The sequence below is a fragment of the Pigmentiphaga sp. genome, from assembly GCF_019689535.1.
Taxonomy (GTDB): Bacteria; Pseudomonadota; Gammaproteobacteria; order Burkholderiales; family Burkholderiaceae_B; genus Pigmentiphaga.
This window is the reverse complement of the sequence record NZ_JADGHH010000064.1, coordinates 1-17,592: the sequence shown is the minus strand read 5'-3', so window position 1 is coordinate 17,592 and position 17,592 is coordinate 1. Positions and strand designations below refer to the sequence as shown.

Sequence of the window (17,592 nt, the reverse complement as noted above, 5' to 3'; positions counted from 1 at the left end):
TGCCGGCGGATTCCGGGGGCGGCCGGCGCAGCGCGGAAATGGGTTCCGGCCGGTCGCCGGCGCAGGCGTGGGGGGCGGGCGGCGTTCAAGGCGGCGCAGCCGGTTACTCCTTGGCCAGGGCGCGGACCGCCTCGAGCACGGCGTCGACGTGGCCGGGGACCTTCACACCGCGCCACTCCTGGCGAAGCTTGCCTTGGGCATCGATCAGGAAGGTGCTGCGCTCGATGCCGCGCACTTGTTTGCCGTACATGTTTTTCATCTTCATGACTCCGTAGAGCTCACAAAGCTTTTCCTCGGGGTCGGCGATGAGCGGGAAGGGGAAGCCTTGCTTTTCCTTGAATTTCTGGTGCGAGGCCAGGGTGTCCCGCGAGACGCCCAGCACCTGCGCGCCAGCCGCCTGGAAATCGGCGTAGCGATCGCGGAAGTTTTGGCCTTCGGTCGTGCAGCCGGGCGTGTTGTCGCGGGGGTAGAAGTACATGACGACAATGCGTCCTTTCAGCTCTTTCAGGGAAATCTCGCCGTCGGTGCTGGGTGCGGTGAACGCGGGGGCGGCTCGTCCGATGACGGTACTCATGCACGGGGCTCCGGAAAAGATAGGGGATGCGGGGAAATGCGGACGCAAGCACGCATCGTGTCAGGCAGGAATCAATGCAGCCAACACGCGGCGGCCTTCGGCCATCAGGATGTTGTAGGTGCGGGCAGCGGCCTGCGTATCCATGATTTCGACGCCTATGCCGGCTTTCAGCAGGGGGCGCAGCAGGGCGGGCGCGAGGAATCGCTGGCGCGCGCCGGTGCCGACCAGCAGCACTTCGGGAGGCTGCGGCGCATCCGGGCGGACGACGCGGGCCATGGCTGCGCCGTCGATCTCCTCGAAACAGGAAACGGGCCAGGCGGCGACGTCGCCTTCGGGGCCGAACACCACGGCGTGCTCGAACCGGACGCGATTGATTTCGACATAGCCTTCGCCGTAGGCCGTGACGGTATTCAGCGCCGAGGCGGGGTCGGAATGCAACTTCAAAAGGTCAGCTCCGGATCAACGGGACGATAGGCCAACTATACTGCCCTCCGACGGCCGGTACGGATGTGCAGGGGCTCAGTCGGACCGGCTTGTGGATTATTATAAGAGCCCCCGTGTTTTTGTCCCCCGGCGCGCACTGGCGCGTCCCTTCGGGGGCGCTGCGCGGCGGAGCCCGCCCCGTTCGGTCCGCCGGAGTCGCCCCTTCGAGGGGAAGCGCGCGCGAGGAGGACCATCCCCCTCCCCATTAAGGATTCGATCATGTCCAGCTCCTCCCCCCGGGAGTTTTCGCGTATCAAGCGTCTTCCGCCTTACGTTTTCAACATTACGGCCGAGTTGAAAATGGCGGCGCGACGACGCGGCGAAGACATCATCGACATGTCGATGGGCAACCCGGACGGCGATACGCCCCCGCACATCGTCGAGAAGCTGGTCGAGGCAGCCAAGCGCAGCAAGACGCATGGCTATTCCGTGTCCAAGGGCATCCCGCGCCTGCGCAAGGCCATCGCAGACTGGTATGGCCGCCGCTACGGCGTCGACATCGATCCGGATTCGGAAGCCATCGTCACCATCGGCTCCAAGGAAGGGCTGGCGCACTTGATGCTCGCGACGCTCGACCGCGGCGATACCGTCTTGGTGCCCAATCCCAGCTATCCCATCCACATCTACGGTGCCGTCATCGCGGGCGCCGACATCCGCTCGGTGCGGATGACGCCGGGCGTGGATTTCTTCGCCGAGCTCGAGCGCGCGATCAAGGAATCCATACCCAAGCCGCGCATGATGATCCTCGGCTTCCCGAGCAATCCCACCGCGCAGTGCGTCGATTTGTCGTTCTTCGAGCGGGTGGTGGCGCTGGCGCGCGAGAACGATATCCTCGTGGTGCACGACCTCGCCTATGCCGACATCACCTTCGATGGCTACGTCGCGCCCTCGATCATGCAGGTGCCGGGCGCGCGCGACGTGGCGGTCGAGTTCTTCACCATGAGCAAGAGCTACAACATGGCCGGATGGCGCGTGGGGTACATGGTGGGAAACAAGGAGCTCGTGAACGCGCTCGCCCGCATCAAGAGCTATCACGACTACGGCACCTTCACGCCCATCCAGGTCGCCTCCATTGCCGCCCTCGAGGGGCCCCAGGATTGCGTCAAGGAAATCGTCGCCCAGTACCAGCGCCGCCGCGACGTGCTGGTCAAGGGCCTGCACGAGGCGGGCTGGATGGTCGAGGTCCCCAAGGCTTCGATGTACATCTGGGCCAAGATCCCCGAGCCGTATCAGTCGCTGGGTTCGCTGGAATTCTCCAAGCGCCTGCTGGCCGACGCCCATGTGGCCGTATCGCCGGGCATAGGCTTTGGCGAGTACGGCGATGACCACGTGCGCTTTGCGCTGATCGAGAACGAACAGCGTACGCGGCAAGCCATACGCGGCATCAAGGAAATGTTCCGCAAAGACGGATTGATCAAGGTGTAGCGGGGAGCAGGGGCCGCCTGGCGCGCCCCGCCCCCTGCCGGCTTCCGCGTGCGCCGCGGGATTCAACCCCGTCTTCCCCCCGGACTCGGGAGAGTCCGTTACACTGGAGGTTTGTCCCCGACGAGGCCATGACGGGCCGCAGAAGGGGAGGGCCTGACAGATGCGGTCCGGCCAGAACCGTGCGATCCACGCTGCAGAGCCCCGCGCCTGCCCGGTGCGGTTCGAGTAGCGCGTGTCGAGCATCCGCTCGATGCCGTCCGGCACGGCATCGAAACTAACCCGATCGACCAACCATCTTTGTTCGAAGAACCCGAGTTTTGCCCGAAAACAGCATGGAACCCATCCGAGTAGGCCTCCTGGGCCTGGGCGTCGTAGGCGGCGGTACGTTCAAAGTCCTCGCCCGCAACGCCGAAGAGATCGCCCGTCGCGCCGGCCGGCACATCGTCGCCACCAAAGTTTCGGCGCGCGACCTTGCCAAGGCCAAGGCCCGCGTCGGCGAAGCCGCGGAAGTCGTGGCCGACCCCTTCCAGATCGTCCGCGATCCTGAGATCGACATCGTCGTGGAGCTCATCGGCGGCGACACGCTGGCCCGGGAACTCGTCTTGGAGGCCATTGCGCATGGCAAGCACGTCGTCACGGCCAACAAAGCGCTGCTTGCCAAGCACGGCAACGAAATCTTCGCCCGGGCCAGCGAACAGGGAGTGATGGTGGCCTTCGAGGCGGCCGTGGCCGGGGGCATACCCATCATCAAAGCCATCCGTGAAGGCCTCTCCGCGAACCAGATCGAATGGGTGGCCGGCATCATCAACGGCACCACCAATTTCATCCTCAGCGAGATGCGCACGCGCGGCCAGCCGTTCTCCGAAGTGCTCGCCGAGGCGCAGCGCCTGGGCTATGCCGAGGCCGATCCCACGTTCGACGTGGAAGGCGTGGATGCCGCCCACAAGCTCACGCTCTTGTCGTCCATTGCGTTCGGCGTACCCATTCGCTTCGACAAGGCGCACGTCGAGGGCATCTCGCAGCTGGCCCAGGAAGACATCCGCTACGCCGAAGAGCTCGGCTATCGCATCAAGCTCTTGGGCATCACCAAGGCGCGTCCGGACGGGATCGAGTTGCGCGTCCACCCGACCCTGGTCGATGCCAAGCGGGTGATGGCCAATGTCGAAGGTGCGATGAACGCAGTCATGGTCAAGGGCGATGCGGTCGGCGCGACGCTCTACTACGGCCAAGGTGCCGGCGAGGAGCCTACCGCTTCGGCCGTGGTCGCCGACCTGGTGGACGTGACGCGGCTGCACACGGCCGATCCGGAGCATCGCGTACCGCACTTGGCGTTCCAGCCCGAAGCCATTACCGATAGGCCCATCCTCTCGATCGAGGACATCACGACCTCCTACTATTTGCGGCTGGCGGTGACGGATCAGCCGGGCGTGCTGGCCGACATTACGCGGATCTTGGCCGAAGCGTCGATCTCCATCGTGTCGATGATCCAGAAGCCGCGTGCGGACGCGGGCCAAGCCGACATCATTTTCCTGACCCACGAGGCGCTGGAGCGGAACGTCAACGTCGCCATCGCCCACATCGAGGCGCTGCCCACCGTGTTGTCCAAGGTCACGCGGCTGCGCATCGAGAACCTGGCATAGCAGAACCGGATACGCGGTACCTTGGGACGCCACGGCCCTGAGGGCGGCGAGCAGCATGGAAAACTGACATGAGATACCTATCGACCCGCGGCGGCATGGCGCCGCAACCGTTCACCGACGTCCTGCTGGAGGGATTGGCGCCCGACGGCGGCCTGGCCGTGCCCGAGGCCATCCCGCAGGTCTCGCCTGAACAGCTCCAGGCCTGGCGGTCGCTGCCGTATGCCGACCTGGCGTACGAGGTGCTCAAGCTGTTCATCACCGATATCCCGGGGGACGACCTGCGTGCGCTCACGCGCGCGACCTATCGGCCTGAAGTGTTTGGCGGCGAGGCCATCGCGCCGCTCAAGCCGCTCAAGGACGGCATTTCCCTGCTGGGCCTCTCCGAAGGGCCGACCCTGGCCTTCAAGGACATGGCCATGCAGTTCCTCGGCCATTTGTTCGAATACGTGTTGGCGCGACGCGGCACCACGCTCAACATCCTCGGCGCGACATCGGGCGACACCGGCTCGGCGGCCGAGTATGCGATGCGCGGCAAGAAAGGCGTGGCGGTGTTCATGCTCTCGCCCGCCGGCCGCATGAGCGCGTTCCAGCGCGCCCAGATGTACTCGCTGCAAGATGCCAACATCCACAACATCGCCGTGCGTGGGGTGTTCGACGATTGCCAGGACATCGTCAAGGCCGTCAGCGCCGACTTGACGTTCAAGACCACGCATCGCATCGGTGCGGTCAACTCCATCAACTGGGCCCGCATCGCTGCCCAGGTGGTGTACTACTTCCACGGCTGGCGCATGGCCACCGAAGGGGCGCAGGACCCGATGGCCCCGGTTTCGTTCGCGGTGCCGTCGGGCAACTTCGGCAACATCCTGGCCGGCCACGTCGCGCGCAGCATGGGACTGCCCATCCGCCGCCTAGTGCTCGCCACCAATGAGAACAACGTGTTGGAAGAGTTCTTCCGCACCGGAGTCTATCGGCCGCGCGGCTCGAGCGAGACCTACGAAACCTCCAGCCCGTCGATGGACATTTCCAAGGCCTCGAACTTCGAGCGCTTCGTCTACGATTTGCTGGGCCGGGATGCCGCGCGCGTGAAAGCGCTGTGGGACGAACTGGCGGACAAGGGTTCGTTCGACCTGTCGGCCTACAAGCCCCGGTTCGAGCAGTACGGTTTCGTGGCCGGGACCAGCACGCATGCCGATCGATTGGAGACCATCCGGCGCGTCCATGCCGAAACGGGCGTGGTCATCGACCCGCACACCGCGGACGGCGTCAAGGTGGCGCGGCCGTACGTCGAGCCGGGCGTGCCCATGCTGGTGCTGGAAACGGCGTTGCCGGTCAAGTTCTCGGCCACCATCGAAGAGGCCCTGGGCCAGCCCGCGCCGCGTCCCGCTGGCTTCGAGAATATCGAGCAGCTGCCGCAGCGCGTACAGACCGTCGATCCCGACGTGCAGACCATCAAGGATTTGATTGCCGCACACGCCGTCTGAAGGCGCAGCGGTGACAGTGCGGCGCCCCGCTCGCGTGCGCCGCGAAGGAGTCGATAGTGAAGCCTCGTGCGAATCTGCTTTCCTTGGATGAAGCGCTCGAAATACTGCTCGCGGTCGAGCCGGTGAATCGGCCGGCCGAGCAGGTCGAGCTGGTACGCGCCGTGGGCCGCATCCTGGCGGCCGACGTGACTGCTTCCATCAATGTGCCCGGCGCGGACAACTCGGCGATGGACGGCTATGCCGTCCGCACGGCCGACGCAGCGTTGTTTGCTGCAGGCGTGCCTGTATCGCAGCGCATCCCCGCGGGAGCGGTGCCGGAACCGCTGGAGCCCGGAACGGCGGCGCGCATTTTCACCGGGGCGGAGATTCCGCCGGGTGCCGATGCCGTCGTCATGCAGGAAGAAGCCGAAGTCGAGGGCGACCGCGTCATATTCACCAAACCAGTGGAGGCCGGCGCCTGGATACGCGCCAAAGGCTGCGACATCGAGGCCGGGAGCCGCATCCTGCAGGCCGGGACGCGCCTGCGCGCCCAGGACGTCGGGTTGGCGGCCTCGGTGGGCATACCGACCCTGTCGGTGCGACCGCTCCTGCGCGTCGCCACGCTGTTCACCGGTGATGAGCTCGTGACCCCGGGCGAGCCGCTGCCGCCGGGCAAGATCTATAACTCCAACCGCTACCTGCTCCAGGGCATGCTGGCCTCGCTTCCGGTCGTGCATAGCGACCTCGGCGCGGTGCGGGATGATTTCGTCGCGACGCAATCCGCCTTGAAGCGGGCGGCGCAGCACCACGACCTCATTATCACCACCGGCGGGGTGTCGGTGGGCGAGGAAGACCATGTCAAGCCAGCGGTCGAATCGCTGGGCAGGCTCGACATGTGGAGCCTTTCCATCAAGCCGGGCAAGCCGCTCGCGTTCGGCCGCCTGCGCCGGGAGGATGGATCCGAGGCCATATTCATCGGCCTGCCCGGCAATCCGGTGTCGAGCTTCCTGACCTTCGGGCTGTTGGTCAAGCCGCTCTTGCTCAAGCTCGCGGGCGCGCGGGCGTGCGCCCCGGTGCGCGTACCCATGCGCGCCGACTTCGATTGGCCCAAGGCCGATCGGCGCCGCGAGTTCCTGCGGGTTCGCCGCAACGAGCAGGGCGGGCTCGACCTGTTCCCCAACCAGTTGTCCTCGGTGCTGACTTCCACGGTCTGGGGCGACGGTGTCGTCGACAACCCGGGTGGACAGACGATTCGCCGCGGCGATATGGTTCAATTCATCAGCTATGCTGATTTACTGGGCTGAGTCATGAAAGTCGACGTTCTGTTTTTCGCTTCGCTGCGCGAGGCCCTGGGTCGGGAGAAAGAAGCCGTGGAACTGCCCGACGGCGTGCGCACGGTAGGCGAGTTGCGCAAGTGGCTGGCCGAGCGGGGCGGGGCGTGGGCTACGGCGCTCGCGCCCGAGCGCGCCGTGCGTGCCGCGCGCAACCATGCCATGGTGCCGGCCGGCGAACCCTTGCAGCCGGGCGACGAAATCGCGTTTTTTCCGCCGGTCACCGGCGGTTGACGAGGCACCTATGTCGGTCAGCGTACAGACGTCCGATTTCGATGCCGGCGCGGAAATCGCCGCCATGCGGCGCGATCCTTCGGTCGGGGCCATCGTCACCTTCGTCGGCACGGTGCGCGACGTCAATGAGGGCGACCACGTCGCATCGCTGACGCTCGAGCATTATCCGGGCATGACGGAGAAGGCGCTGGCCGACATCGTCGAACAGGCCCACGGGCGCTGGTCGTTGAATGCGGTGCGTGTCATCCACCGCGTCGGGACGCTTACGGCGGGGGACCAGATCGTATTCGTCGGCGTCGCGGGCAGGCATCGAGGCGAATGCTTCGCCGCCTGCGAGTTCATCATGGACTACCTCAAGACCCAGGCGCCGTTCTGGAAGAAGGAGGCGACGGACCGGGGCGAGCGCTGGGTCGAAGCCCGAGATTCGGATGACCAGGCCGCGCAACGCTGGCAGCAGGGCTAAAACCTATCGATTGCGCCTCGTTGCCTGGGCGAGCGCGTCGGCCAGCAGGTCGGCAGCCCGCAGGCCGCTGCGCACAGCACCTTCCAACGTCGCCGGGTAACCGGTATCGGTCCAGTCCCCGCACAACGCGAGCCGCGGCCACGCGGTGGCGTTGTCTGGCCGGAAGAGGTTGGGCGTGGCCGCAAAGGTTGCGCGCTTGTCGACCAGCAGCTTCCATCCCAGCACCGTCGGCAGCCTCCGTCCGCTACGCCTGCACAGCTGTTCCCGCAGTTGTTCGATCAGGGCAGCGGCACTGGCCGCATGGTCGCGTTCCAGGAGGGGCGTTGCGGCGCTGACGACCACGGCGAGCTCGCCGCGGCCGTCCGCGCGGCCCAGCAGGGTGCCGCGGTCGAAGACCCATTGGCCGAGGTGGCCGCGTGCCGGGGCTTCCGCCAGCATGAGCATGGGGAAGTCGAGCGGGAAGGGCGCAGCCAGGCAAAGCGTCAGGGTGGCGATGGGCAGGTAGCGGAAGCTGAGCATCGCACGCCGCGCTTCGCACATCCGAGGATGGTGCGGCAGCAGTTGGGCCGCAACGCCCGGCGGCGTGGCCAGGGCGGCGACGTCGTAGCGTTCTCCGTCGACGATGACCGCATTCTCATCCACGGTGAGTTGCCGGACGGCATGCCCATAGCGCATGGCATGCCGCGCCGCAGCCGCGCGTGGCCAGAGCGACGACAGGTCGCATCGCGGGAAGAGCAAATCGCTGTGTTGGCGCGGCGCATCCAGGCTGTCGCGCAGCACGGCAGCAAACAGCCGGGCGCAAGCTTGGTCGGGCGGGGTATTGAGCGCGGCGAGGCACAGCGGGCGCCAGAGCCGCGCAACGACGGCTTGCGGCTGCCCTAGCCTGGCGACGAGCTCGGCCACGGTGGCGCCCCCGGGTGGGTACCAATGCAGCTTCTTGAGGCCGGCCACGAACCGAAGCGCCGCCCAGCGGCCCGCCGGCGTCAGTCCGCGCGCGCTTAGCAAGGCCCAGGCTGCATGGAGCGGGGAGGGCAGCCGCGGCGCCCGCAGGTCGAAGTCGCCGTCGGCCGATGGCAGCCGCAGCGGCGTGCGCAGCAGCCGTGCCTCGGGCTCCGCACCGAGTTCGCGCATCAGCGCCAAGGTCTGTTCGTAGGCGCCCAACATCAAATGTTGCCCGTTGTCCAACGGCTGCGGGAAAAGCTCGCCGGTGCGGTGCACCACGGTGCGCGCGCGGCCGCCGGCTTCACGCGAGGCCTCATAGACCGTTACGGCGAATCCCCGCCGGGACAATCGCTGCGCAGCGGCCAGCCCCGCCCAGCCTGCGCCGATGACGGCGGCGCGCGGCGCTGGGCTTACGCCTTTATCTGCCGCCACAGGGCCCGACCGCCGGTCACGTAGGTTTTCCACGCCAGCCAGAGCTTGCGCAAAGGCGTCAGGGAAATGCGCTGGTGCAGCACTTCGTAGCCTGAACGTTCGATTTCGTCCAGCAGTGCGTAGTAGATGGCGGCCATCATCAGGCCCGGCCGTTGGGCGCGACGGTCGCCTGGCGGCAGCAGGTCTAGCGCCTCGCGATATGTTTGCCGGGCGCGTGCGCATTGGAAGCGCATCAGCGCCGAGAATTTTTCGGAATAGCGTCCGTTGAGGATGTCGGCCGCTTTCACGTCGAACTGCTGCAGCTCGTTCACCGGCAGGTAAATGCGGCCCTTTCGGGCGTCGTCGCCCACGTCCCGGATGATGTTGGTCAATTGGAACGCCAGGCCCAAGCGGTCTGCAAAGACCAGGGTTTGGGGGTGGGCGTAGCCAAAGATCCCCGCCGAGAGTTCTCCCACCACGCCTGCAGCCAGCCGGCAGTACCGTTGTAGGGCAGGAAAATCGAGATAGCGCGTCTGCTCGAGGTCCATTTCCATGCCGTCCACGATGGCCTGCAGCCGATCGCGCGTGATGCCGCACGGAACGAGGTGGGGCGCGAGGGCACGCGTGACGGGGTGTTCGGGCCTGCCTTCGAACAGTTTGTCGATCTCGGCCCGCCACCATGCCAGCTTCAGGCGGGCTACAGAGCCTTCGCTGGTTTCGTCCACGGCATCGTCCAACTGCCGGCACAGGGCGTATAGCGCCGTAATGGCGCGGCGGCGCTCGGGGGGCAGGAACAGGAAACTGTAGTAGAAACTCGAGCCGCTTTGCGCGGCCTTCTCCTGGCAGTACTGGTCAGGGGTCATGATGGGGAAGAGGATGCGGGCAAAGCGCGCGGCATGCGCAGGGCGCGCCAGCCGAGCCTCAGCCACTCGGTTTTCGTGAGCATCGGCCGGGCCCGGAACACGTCGTAGCCGCAGGCTTCGATGCGTTCCAGGATGCGCAGCCCGCCTTGCACGACCAGCCGCAGCTCCCAACCCACGCGGCCGGGCAGGGTCCGCGCAAGCGGCGCCCCGGAGTGTAACAGCGCACGGGCGCGCTCAACCTGGAAGGCCATGAGGGCGCGCCATGCGGGCGAGCACTGGCCGTGGGCGATATCTGCTTCGGTTACCCCATGGCGCGCCAGGTCCTCCTGGGGAATATAGACCCGGCCTTTGCGCCAGTCTATGGCGACATCTTGCCAGAAGTTGGTCAATTGCAAGCCGGTGCAAATGGCGTCCGACTGGGAGAGGTTCTCCGGCGTTGCCGCCCGGTATAGGTGCAGCAGCAGTTCTCCCACAGGGTCGGCGGAACGGTGGCAATAGTCGAGTAAAGCGGCGAAGTCGGCATACCGTTTGGTGACGACGTCTTGTGAAAAAGCCGATAGCAGACGGCGAAACGGCTCCAGCGGCAGCTTGTGGCGGGCGACAGTGGCCGCCAGCGGCGCGAAGATGGGAGCGAGGTCCGCAGGCATGGCCTCCTCCGGCATCGCGCCCGGCCGGCACGTTTTGGCCTCGATCCGGTCCAGCTCCGCACCGAAGCGCGCCAATGCCGCCAGCCGCGCTTGATCCGGCGCATCGCCTTCGTCGGCGATGTCGTCCGCGGCGCGGGCGTAGCGGTAAATATCGAGCACCGCGACGCGCAAGTGCCGGGGGAGCAACAGGGAAGCGACGGGGAAATTTTCGTAGTGGCCGGCAGACATGGTGGTGTGGGAACGGTCCGGCGCCGATGATACCGGTTCGCAGTCGCCGGCGCATGGCACATCGCATCCTGCTTTTCTCATCCGCTGGGGCTACACTTTCCTTTTGCCAATCCGGCGTCGCGCGCCGGTTTCGTTCTGCACCATGCCTCGTCCCATTTTCGCCTGCATTTCCCGATCCGCGCTTTCCCACAATCTCGAAGTCGTCCGCCGCCGCCTCGACGCCGCGCGTCCGGCCGGCGATTCGGCCAAGGTTTGGGCCGTCGTCAAGGCCAATGCCTACGGACATGGAATCGAGCGGGCAGTGGCCGGGTTCCGCGGGGCAGACGGCTTGGCCATGCTGGACCTTGCGGAAGCGGTGCGCTGCCGGGAAGCCGGCTGGCAGGGCCCGATCCTGCTGCTCGAAGGCATATTCGAAGCGTCCGACCTCGAAGTGGTGGGGCGGTACGGATTGACGCTGGCCGTCCACCATGCTGACCAGTTGGCCTGGCTCGCGCAGGCCAAGGCGCCGCGCCCCATAGACGTCTTTGCCAAGCTCAACACCGGCATGAACCGCTTGGGGTTTACGCCAGCCGCCTATGCCGGCGCCTACGCCCGGCTCGTCGAATTGCAGCGGCGGGGCGTCTTGGGGCAGGTGGGGCATATGACTCACTTTTCGACGGCCGATACGGAAGAAGGAATCGCCGCCCAGCTCGACGTGTTCCGCCGAACCACGGCCGGGCTGCCGGGTCCGGCCAGCCTGTGTAACTCGGCGGCGAGCCTGCGCTATCCAGAAGTGGCGGCTGCCTGGGCGCGTCCCGGCATCGCGCTCTACGGGGCTAGTCCGTTCGCGGATGAGAGCGCCGAATCGCTGGGCTTGAGGCCGGCGATGGCGTTGAAATCCCGCCTCATCGCCACGCAGGACCTGCGCGCCGGCGATGCCGTGGGCTACGGGGGGCGGTACCGGGCGGAGGGCGCGATGCGCATCGGCGTGGTGGCCTGCGGCTACGCCGACGGCTATCCGCGCCACGCGCCGACCGGCACGCCCATCGTCGTGGCGGGCGTGAGGACCCGCCTGCTGGGCACGGTGTCCATGGACATGCTTGCCGTGGACTTAACCCCGGTGCCGCATGCCCAGGTGGGCGCGCCCGTCACGCTGTGGGGCGACCACGGGCTATCCGTGGACGAAGTCGCGGCCGCCTCGGGCACCATCGGATACGAATTGCTGTGCGCCCTCGCGCCGCGGGTGCCAGTGCATTTCCAGGAGTGACCATGGCAAAGGCGAAAACCGTCTACGTGTGTACCGAGTGCGGCGGCACCGCGCCGAAGTGGCAAGGCAAATGCCCGCATTGCGGCGGTTGGAACACCCTGGAAGAAACGGTTGCGTCGACTGCGGGTCCTGCCGCAGGCGCGCACCGGTATGCGCCGCTTGCGGCCAGCGCGCCGGTGCGCAAGTTGGCGGACATCGAGGCCAGGGAAATGCAGCGTTTTCCCACCGGCATAGACGAATTCGATCGCGTGCTGGGAGGCGGCATGGTGGCAGGTGCCGTGGTGCTGATCGGCGGCGATCCCGGCATAGGCAAATCCACGCTGCTCCTCCAGGCGCTCGCGGCGCTGTCTTCCCATCGCAAAGTCTTGTACGTGACCGGCGAGGAGTCCGGAGACCAGGTTGCCCTGCGCGCGCGCCGCCTCGGCCTGGATACGCGGAGCGTGGATTTGCTGGCCGAGATCCGGCTAGAGGCCATCCAGGCCGCCCTGACGGAACATGCGCCGGAAGTCGCGGTGATCGATTCGATCCAGACGCTCTATTCCGAGCAGCTGACCTCTGCTCCCGGATCCGTGGCCCAGGTGCGCGAATGCGCCGCGCAGCTGACCCGCATGGCCAAGCAGACGGGCGTGACCATCGTCATGATCGGCCATGTGACCAAGGAGGGGGCCCTGGCGGGGCCTCGGGTGCTCGAGCACATCGTCGATACGGTGTTGTATTTCGAGGGCGATACGCATTCGTCGTTCCGCCTGGTGCGCGCCTTCAAGAATCGCTTCGGCGCCGTCAACGAGCTCGGCGTGTTCGCCATGACTGATCGCGGGCTGAAGGGGGTCGCGAATCCTTCGGCGCTTTTTCTATCGCAGCACCAGCAGCAGGTGCCTGGGTCGTGCGTCATGGTCACGCAAGAGGGTAGCCGCCCGCTGCTGGTGGAAATCCAGGCCTTGGTGGATACGGCCAATTCGCCCAACCCCCGCCGCCTGTCGGTCGGCCTGGAGGGCAACCGGCTCGCCATGTTGCTGGCCGTGCTGCATCGCCACGCAGGCACGGCGGCGTTCGACCAAGACGTATTCGTCAATGCCGTGGGCGGGGTCCGGATCACGGAGCCCGCGGCAGACCTGCCGGTGCTGCTGGCGATCGTCTCTTCCCTGCGCAACCGGCCACTGCCACGCGGCATGGTGGCCTTCGGCGAAGTCGGGCTGGCCGGGGAAATCCGCCCGGCCCCGCGCGGCCAGGAGCGCCTGCGCGAAGCCGCCAAGCTGGGCTTTAGCATCGCCTTGATTCCCAAGGCCAACGCGCCGCGCCAGCCCATCGAGGGCATGGAGGTCTGGGCCGTGGATCGCCTGGACGAGGCGCTCGACCGGCTGCGCGCGTAAGGGCCGGCGTCGCGCCGGAAGACGGGTGGTATAACGGGATTTCCCCTGTGCGATGTAGGGGATTGAAACCGCTCGAATCGACCTCACATCCAGAGTATCCGGGCCGACGGCCCCCACTTATTGGCGTGAAAACTATGCGAATCGACCGACTCACTACCAAGTTCCAGCAGGCGCTTGCGGATGCCCAAAGCCTCGCCGCCCGGAACGACAATCCCTACATCGAGCCCCTGCACGTGCTGGCTGCGCTGTTGTCCGATCCCGACAGCGGAGCGGCCAGCCTGCTGGCGCGGGCCGGCGTGGCCGTCAACCGGCTGACAGCCGAGGTCAACGCTGCCATCGGCCGCCTGGCCCAGGTCCAGGGCGGCGATGCGAACATCCAAGTCAGCCGCGAACTCCAGGCCTTGTTCAACAAGATCGACAAGGAGGCAGCGAACCGCGGCGACACCTACATCGCGAGCGAGCTGTTCCTGTTGGCCCTGGCCGACGACAAGGGCGAGGCGGGGCGGCTGCTGCGCGAGGCCGGCTTGCAACGCCGCGCCCTGGAGGCCGCCATCGACGCCGTGCGGGGCGGGGCGCCCGTCGATTCGCAGGAAGGCGAAAGCAATCGCGAGGCGCTGAAGAAGTACACGATAGACCTGACCGAGCGCGCCCGCCAAGGCAAGCTCGACCCGGTCATCGGCCGCGACGACGAGATCCGCCGTACCATCCAGATCCTGCAGCGCCGCACCAAGAACAACCCAGTGTTGATCGGGGAGCCCGGCGTGGGCAAGACCGCCATCGTCGAGGGCTTGGCCCAGCGCATCGTCAATGACGAGGTGCCTGAGACGCTCAAGGGCAAGCGGGTCCTGTCGCTCGACTTGGCGGGGCTGCTCGCCGGCGCCAAGTTCCGGGGCGAGTTCGAAGAGCGCCTGAAGGCGGTCCTGAAGGAGTTGGCCCAGGATGCCGGCAAGAACATCGTCTTCATTGATGAGCTGCATACCATGGTCGGCGCCGGCAAGGCCGAGGGCGCCATGGATGCGGGCAACATGCTCAAGCCCGCCCTGGCGCGGGGAGAGCTCCACTGCATAGGCGCGACCACGCTGGACGAGTACCGCAAGTACATCGAAAAGGATGCCGCGCTCGAGCGCCGCTTCCAAAAAGTGCTGGTGGACGAACCCTCGGTGGAGGCCACCATCGCCATCCTGCGCGGCTTGCAAGAGCGTTATGAGCTGCACCACGGGGTCGACATCACCGACCCGGCCATCGTGGCCGCGGCGGAGCTGTCGCATCGCTACATCACCGACCGCTTCCTGCCGGACAAGGCGATCGACCTCATCGACGAGGCGGCCGCGCGCATACGCATGGAAATCGACTCCAAGCCGGAGGTCATGGACAGGCTGGACCGCCGCATCATCCAGCTCAAGATCGAGCGCGAGGCGGTCAAGAAAGAAACCGACGAGGCCTCGCAGCGCCGGCTGCAGCTGCTCGAGGAGGAGCTGAACAAGCTCCAGCGCGAGTACAACGACTACGAGGAAATCTGGAAGGCCGAGAAGGCCGCGGTGCAGGGCGCCCAATCGATCAAGGAAGAAATCGAGAAGGTGCGCGCGGAAATGAGCGAGCTGCAGCGCAAGGGCCAGTTCGACAAACTGGCCGAGCTGCAGTACGGCAAGCTGCCTGAGCTCGAGGCGCGCCTCAAGTCGGCTGAGCGCAAGGAAAAGGCGGCGACCTCGGACGACAAGCCCAGGCTGTTGCGCACGGAAGTGGGCGCCGAGGAAATCGCCGAAGTCGTTTCGCGCGCAACAGGCATTCCGGTCTCCAAGATGCTGCAGGGCGAGCGTGCCAAGCTGCTGCACATGGAGGAAAAGCTCCACGAGCGCGTCATCGGGCAGGACGAAGCCGTGCGGCTCGTCTCCGACGCCATCCGTCGCTCGCGCGCCGGCCTGGCCGATCCGCAGCGCCCGTATGGCTCCTTCCTCTTCTTGGGGCCGACCGGCGTAGGCAAGACCGAGCTGAGCAAGGCACTCGCAAACTTCCTCTTCGACTCCGACGACCACATGGTGCGCATCGACATGAGCGAGTTCATGGAAAAGCACTCCGTGGCACGGCTGATCGGCGCGCCGCCGGGTTACGTGGGCTACGAAGAGGGTGGATACCTGACCGAAGCAGTGCGCCGCAAGCCGTATAGCGTGATCCTGCTCGACGAAGTCGAGAAAGCCCACCCGGACGTGTTCAACGTACTGTTGCAGGTGCTGGACGATGGGCGGCTGACCGATGGCCAAGGGCGAACGGTGGACTTTCGCAATACGGTCATCGTGATGACCTCCAACCTGGCCTCGCAGCAGATCCAGGCCATGGCCGGTCAACAGTACGACGTGATCAAGGCGGTCGTCTGGGACGAGATCAAGCAGCACTTCCGTCCGGAATTCCTGAACCGGATAGACGAGGTGGTGGTGTTCCACAGCCTGGACAGCAAGCACATCGAGTCTATTGCCCGGGTGCAGCTGCAGCGCCTGGCCGAGCGTCTGGCCAAGATGGACATGCGGCTCGAGGTGTCGGATGAAGCCGTCGCCCAGATCGCACGCGCCGGGTTCGATCCCGTGTTCGGCGCCCGGCCGTTGAAGCGGGCGATCCAGCAGGAGATCGAGAACCCCATCGCCAAGTTGATTCTCGAGGGCAAGTTCGGGCCCAAGGACGTGGTGCCCGTCGACTGGAGCGAAGGCAAGTTCGTCTTCACCCGCACGCTGCAATAATGCATGACTCACCGAGCGCCGCACCGGTCCGCCGGTGCGGCGCTTCTTTTTTGCCATGGAACGATAGGAGGCGGCCTCTGTCTACTTTCGCGCTTGATCAGGTCTGGCGCCTGATCCCACACCTCATCTATTTGCGTATCGACGTCCAGCACGGGCCCGAGGAGGTGGCCCGCGAACTCGACGTCCTGTACGGAAGGATGAATACGCCCGGCGATGCCATGTACGGCATGCCGGTCGTGGGGACCGACATGCCGGGCCTGGTGCTGCGCTATCGCGAGGCGGACGGCGAGTACTACGTCTATGTAGAAGACGTGGCCATGAAGCGGCTGGCTGGTTATACGGTGTTCAACAGGCTGATCGAGGTCAGCCGGCGTGCGGACCCGTATGTCCGCGCACCGCATTCCAAGTATGCCCTGGGCTACCAGGGCAGGGGCCTGTCGACATCGATTTACGAATGGGCCCTGAATGCGGGGCTGTGCCTGTTGAGTGGTGCGCGGCAATCGGTCGGGGCCCATGTCTTGTGGCGATCGTTGGCCAGGCGCTATGAGCTGGGTTACGTCGATTTGCGCCGCAAGCGCATGACCTACCTCGGCGACCGGGTGAGCGAATCCGTGCTGAACGACCTGCACACGCGCATGTTCCTGCTGGGAAGGGGCTGGACGCGCGAGGCGTTCGCCCGCGCGACGCAAATGGCGGGGGTTGGTTGACACGCGGATTTTTTCTTTGCTATAGTTTCGGTCTCGCAACGAATTGATTGCGAGACAACGCGGGAATAGCTCAGTTGGTAGAGCGCAACCTTGCCAAGGTTGAGGTCGCGAGTTCGAGACTCGTTTCCCGCTCCAGGATTCATTGCTGCGGGGCAGGCCCCGCAGCGAAAAAAGCCCCCAGTTCGCGCTGGGGGCTTTTTCGTTCTTGGCAGGTGGTCGAGGGCGCGGGCGGCGTGATCAATCCAGCCGCGAGTTCGTCCTCTCTATCACGGCGCCCCAGCGTGCCCGCTCCTCCTGGAGGAAAGCGGCCATCTGTGCGGGGGTGTTGCCGATCGGGTCCACGCGGAATTCCCGGAACTTCTCTGCCACCTCGGGTTGGGCGACGATCTCGGCGACCGCCTTCGAGAGTTGGGCGACGATCGCCGGCGGTGAGCAGGCCGATCAGGTCTTCCTGGGTCTGCACGCGCTTGAGTGCGCGCGTGGGGATGGCGTCGCTGCGCATTCGAAGATATTTGCGGAAGGACGGCGCGGCTGGCGAGCCAGATCCGCTTGATATCCACGCTCGTCATCAAGTCTCATTCCTCGATGCTGATTTCATCGAACGGGGAACGGCACATGGGCACGGTGGCGAACACCGCGGCGTTATTGACCAGGACGTCGACGCGGCCGAACCTGTGTGAGGAATCATTATGGAATGGCGGGGTAAACGATTTTCCTGGTGGAAAATAAGTACGCAATGCACACGACCACTACCGCAGGGATCCCCAGGCAGCTCACATTCATGGCGCGCGCGCTTTTGCCCTGGAGCGGCAAACCGGTGTATAATCTCGCTTCGCTGA

The 17,592-nt window shown here is 65.9% G+C and carries 16 protein-coding genes and 1 tRNA gene; 11 read left to right on the top strand and 6 right to left on the bottom strand.

Annotated elements, in window-relative coordinates:
- Positions 1 to 103: 103 nt before the first annotated feature.
- Both IRZ12_RS07685 and IRZ12_RS07680 read right to left on the bottom strand, forming a co-directional pair.
- A complete protein-coding gene (locus tag IRZ12_RS07685; protein WP_296466637.1) occupies positions 104 to 574 on the bottom strand; it encodes a peroxiredoxin in 471 nt (156 codons plus the stop codon).
- Between the two features lie 60 nt (positions 575 to 634).
- A complete protein-coding gene (locus IRZ12_RS07680; RefSeq protein ID WP_296466635.1) occupies positions 635 to 1,018 on the bottom strand; it encodes an Mth938-like domain-containing protein in 384 nt (127 codons plus the stop codon).
- 258 nt (positions 1,019 to 1,276) lie between these two features.
- Between IRZ12_RS07680 and alaC the strand changes: the two genes are divergently transcribed.
- The 6 genes from alaC to moaE all read left to right on the top strand — a co-directional run bounded on the left by alaC (position 1,277) and on the right by moaE (position 7,610).
- Entirely contained in the window at positions 1,277 to 2,482 is a 1,206-nt protein-coding gene (alaC, locus tag IRZ12_RS07675) for an alanine transaminase (RefSeq protein WP_296466633.1), read from the top strand.
- A 332-nt stretch (positions 2,483 to 2,814) separates the two neighbouring features.
- On the top strand, positions 2,815 to 4,122 hold the full coding sequence (locus IRZ12_RS07670; protein ID WP_296466631.1) for a homoserine dehydrogenase: 1,308 nt from the start codon (positions 2,815 to 2,817) through the stop codon (positions 4,120 to 4,122).
- 68 nt (positions 4,123 to 4,190) lie between these two features.
- Positions 4,191 to 5,603, top strand: a complete 1,413-nt coding sequence (gene thrC / locus IRZ12_RS07665) for a threonine synthase (RefSeq protein ID WP_296466630.1) — start codon at positions 4,191 to 4,193, stop codon at positions 5,601 to 5,603.
- Between the two features lie 74 nt (positions 5,604 to 5,677).
- Positions 5,678 to 6,886 carry a gephyrin-like molybdotransferase Glp gene (glp, locus tag IRZ12_RS07660; protein ID WP_296466643.1) on the top strand — a complete coding sequence of 403 codons (1,209 nt, stop codon included), beginning with the start codon at positions 5,678 to 5,680 and terminating at the stop codon, positions 6,884 to 6,886.
- A 3-nt stretch (positions 6,887 to 6,889) separates the two neighbouring features.
- Positions 6,890 to 7,147, top strand: a complete 258-nt coding sequence (moaD, locus tag IRZ12_RS07655) for a molybdopterin converting factor subunit 1 (protein WP_296466629.1) — start codon at positions 6,890 to 6,892, stop codon at positions 7,145 to 7,147.
- Positions 7,148 to 7,157: 10 nt separating this feature from the next.
- Complete coding sequence (gene moaE / locus IRZ12_RS07650; protein ID WP_296466628.1) at positions 7,158 to 7,610, top strand: molybdopterin synthase catalytic subunit MoaE; 453 nt, start codon at positions 7,158 to 7,160, stop codon at positions 7,608 to 7,610.
- Between the two features lie 3 nt (positions 7,611 to 7,613).
- Here the strand turns inward: moaE and hpnE are convergent, their stop codons facing one another.
- Genes hpnE through hpnC form a run of 3 tightly spaced genes read right to left on the bottom strand, consistent with a single transcriptional unit; the run spans position 7,614 to position 10,701 of the window.
- Positions 7,614 to 8,984, bottom strand: a complete 1,371-nt coding sequence (gene hpnE / locus IRZ12_RS07645) for a hydroxysqualene dehydroxylase HpnE (RefSeq protein ID WP_296466627.1) — start codon at positions 8,982 to 8,984, stop codon at positions 7,614 to 7,616.
- Positions 8,963 to 9,826: a presqualene diphosphate synthase HpnD gene (hpnD, locus tag IRZ12_RS07640; protein WP_296466640.1), complete on the bottom strand. Its 864-nt coding sequence runs from the start codon at positions 9,824 to 9,826 to the stop codon at positions 8,963 to 8,965. The genes hpnE and hpnD overlap by 22 nt, the downstream gene beginning before the upstream one ends.
- A complete protein-coding gene (gene hpnC, locus IRZ12_RS07635; protein WP_296466626.1) occupies positions 9,823 to 10,701 on the bottom strand; it encodes a squalene synthase HpnC in 879 nt (292 codons plus the stop codon). Before hpnC ends, hpnD begins: the two co-directional genes overlap by 4 nt.
- Before the next feature lie 142 nt (positions 10,702 to 10,843).
- Between hpnC and alr the strand changes: the two genes are divergently transcribed.
- The 5 genes from alr to IRZ12_RS07610 all read left to right on the top strand — a co-directional run bounded on the left by alr (position 10,844) and on the right by IRZ12_RS07610 (position 16,888).
- The gene (alr, locus tag IRZ12_RS07630; RefSeq protein WP_296466625.1) at positions 10,844 to 11,947 is read left to right on the top strand and encodes an alanine racemase; all 1,104 of its coding nucleotides are present in this window, start codon (positions 10,844 to 10,846) and stop codon (positions 11,945 to 11,947) included.
- A 2-nt stretch (positions 11,948 to 11,949) separates the two neighbouring features.
- A complete protein-coding gene (gene radA, locus IRZ12_RS07625) occupies positions 11,950 to 13,317 on the top strand; it encodes a DNA repair protein RadA (RefSeq protein WP_296466624.1) in 1,368 nt (455 codons plus the stop codon).
- A gap of 134 nt (positions 13,318 to 13,451) precedes the next feature.
- Positions 13,452 to 16,046: an ATP-dependent chaperone ClpB gene (clpB, locus tag IRZ12_RS07620; RefSeq protein WP_296466623.1), complete on the top strand. Its 2,595-nt coding sequence runs from the start codon at positions 13,452 to 13,454 to the stop codon at positions 16,044 to 16,046.
- A gap of 131 nt (positions 16,047 to 16,177) precedes the next feature.
- A complete protein-coding gene (locus IRZ12_RS07615; RefSeq protein WP_296466622.1) occupies positions 16,178 to 16,753 on the top strand; it encodes an N-acetyltransferase in 576 nt (191 codons plus the stop codon).
- A 59-nt stretch (positions 16,754 to 16,812) separates the two neighbouring features.
- Positions 16,813 to 16,888: transfer RNA gene (locus IRZ12_RS07610), tRNA-Gly, on the top strand.
- 102 nt (positions 16,889 to 16,990) lie between these two features.
- On the opposite strand, the gene IRZ12_RS17560 is transcribed toward IRZ12_RS07610, so the two are convergent.
- Positions 16,991 to 17,173: a tripartite tricarboxylate transporter substrate-binding protein gene (locus IRZ12_RS17560; protein ID WP_367181580.1), complete on the bottom strand. Its 183-nt coding sequence runs from the start codon at positions 17,171 to 17,173 to the stop codon at positions 16,991 to 16,993.
- Positions 17,174 to 17,592 lie beyond the last annotated feature (419 nt).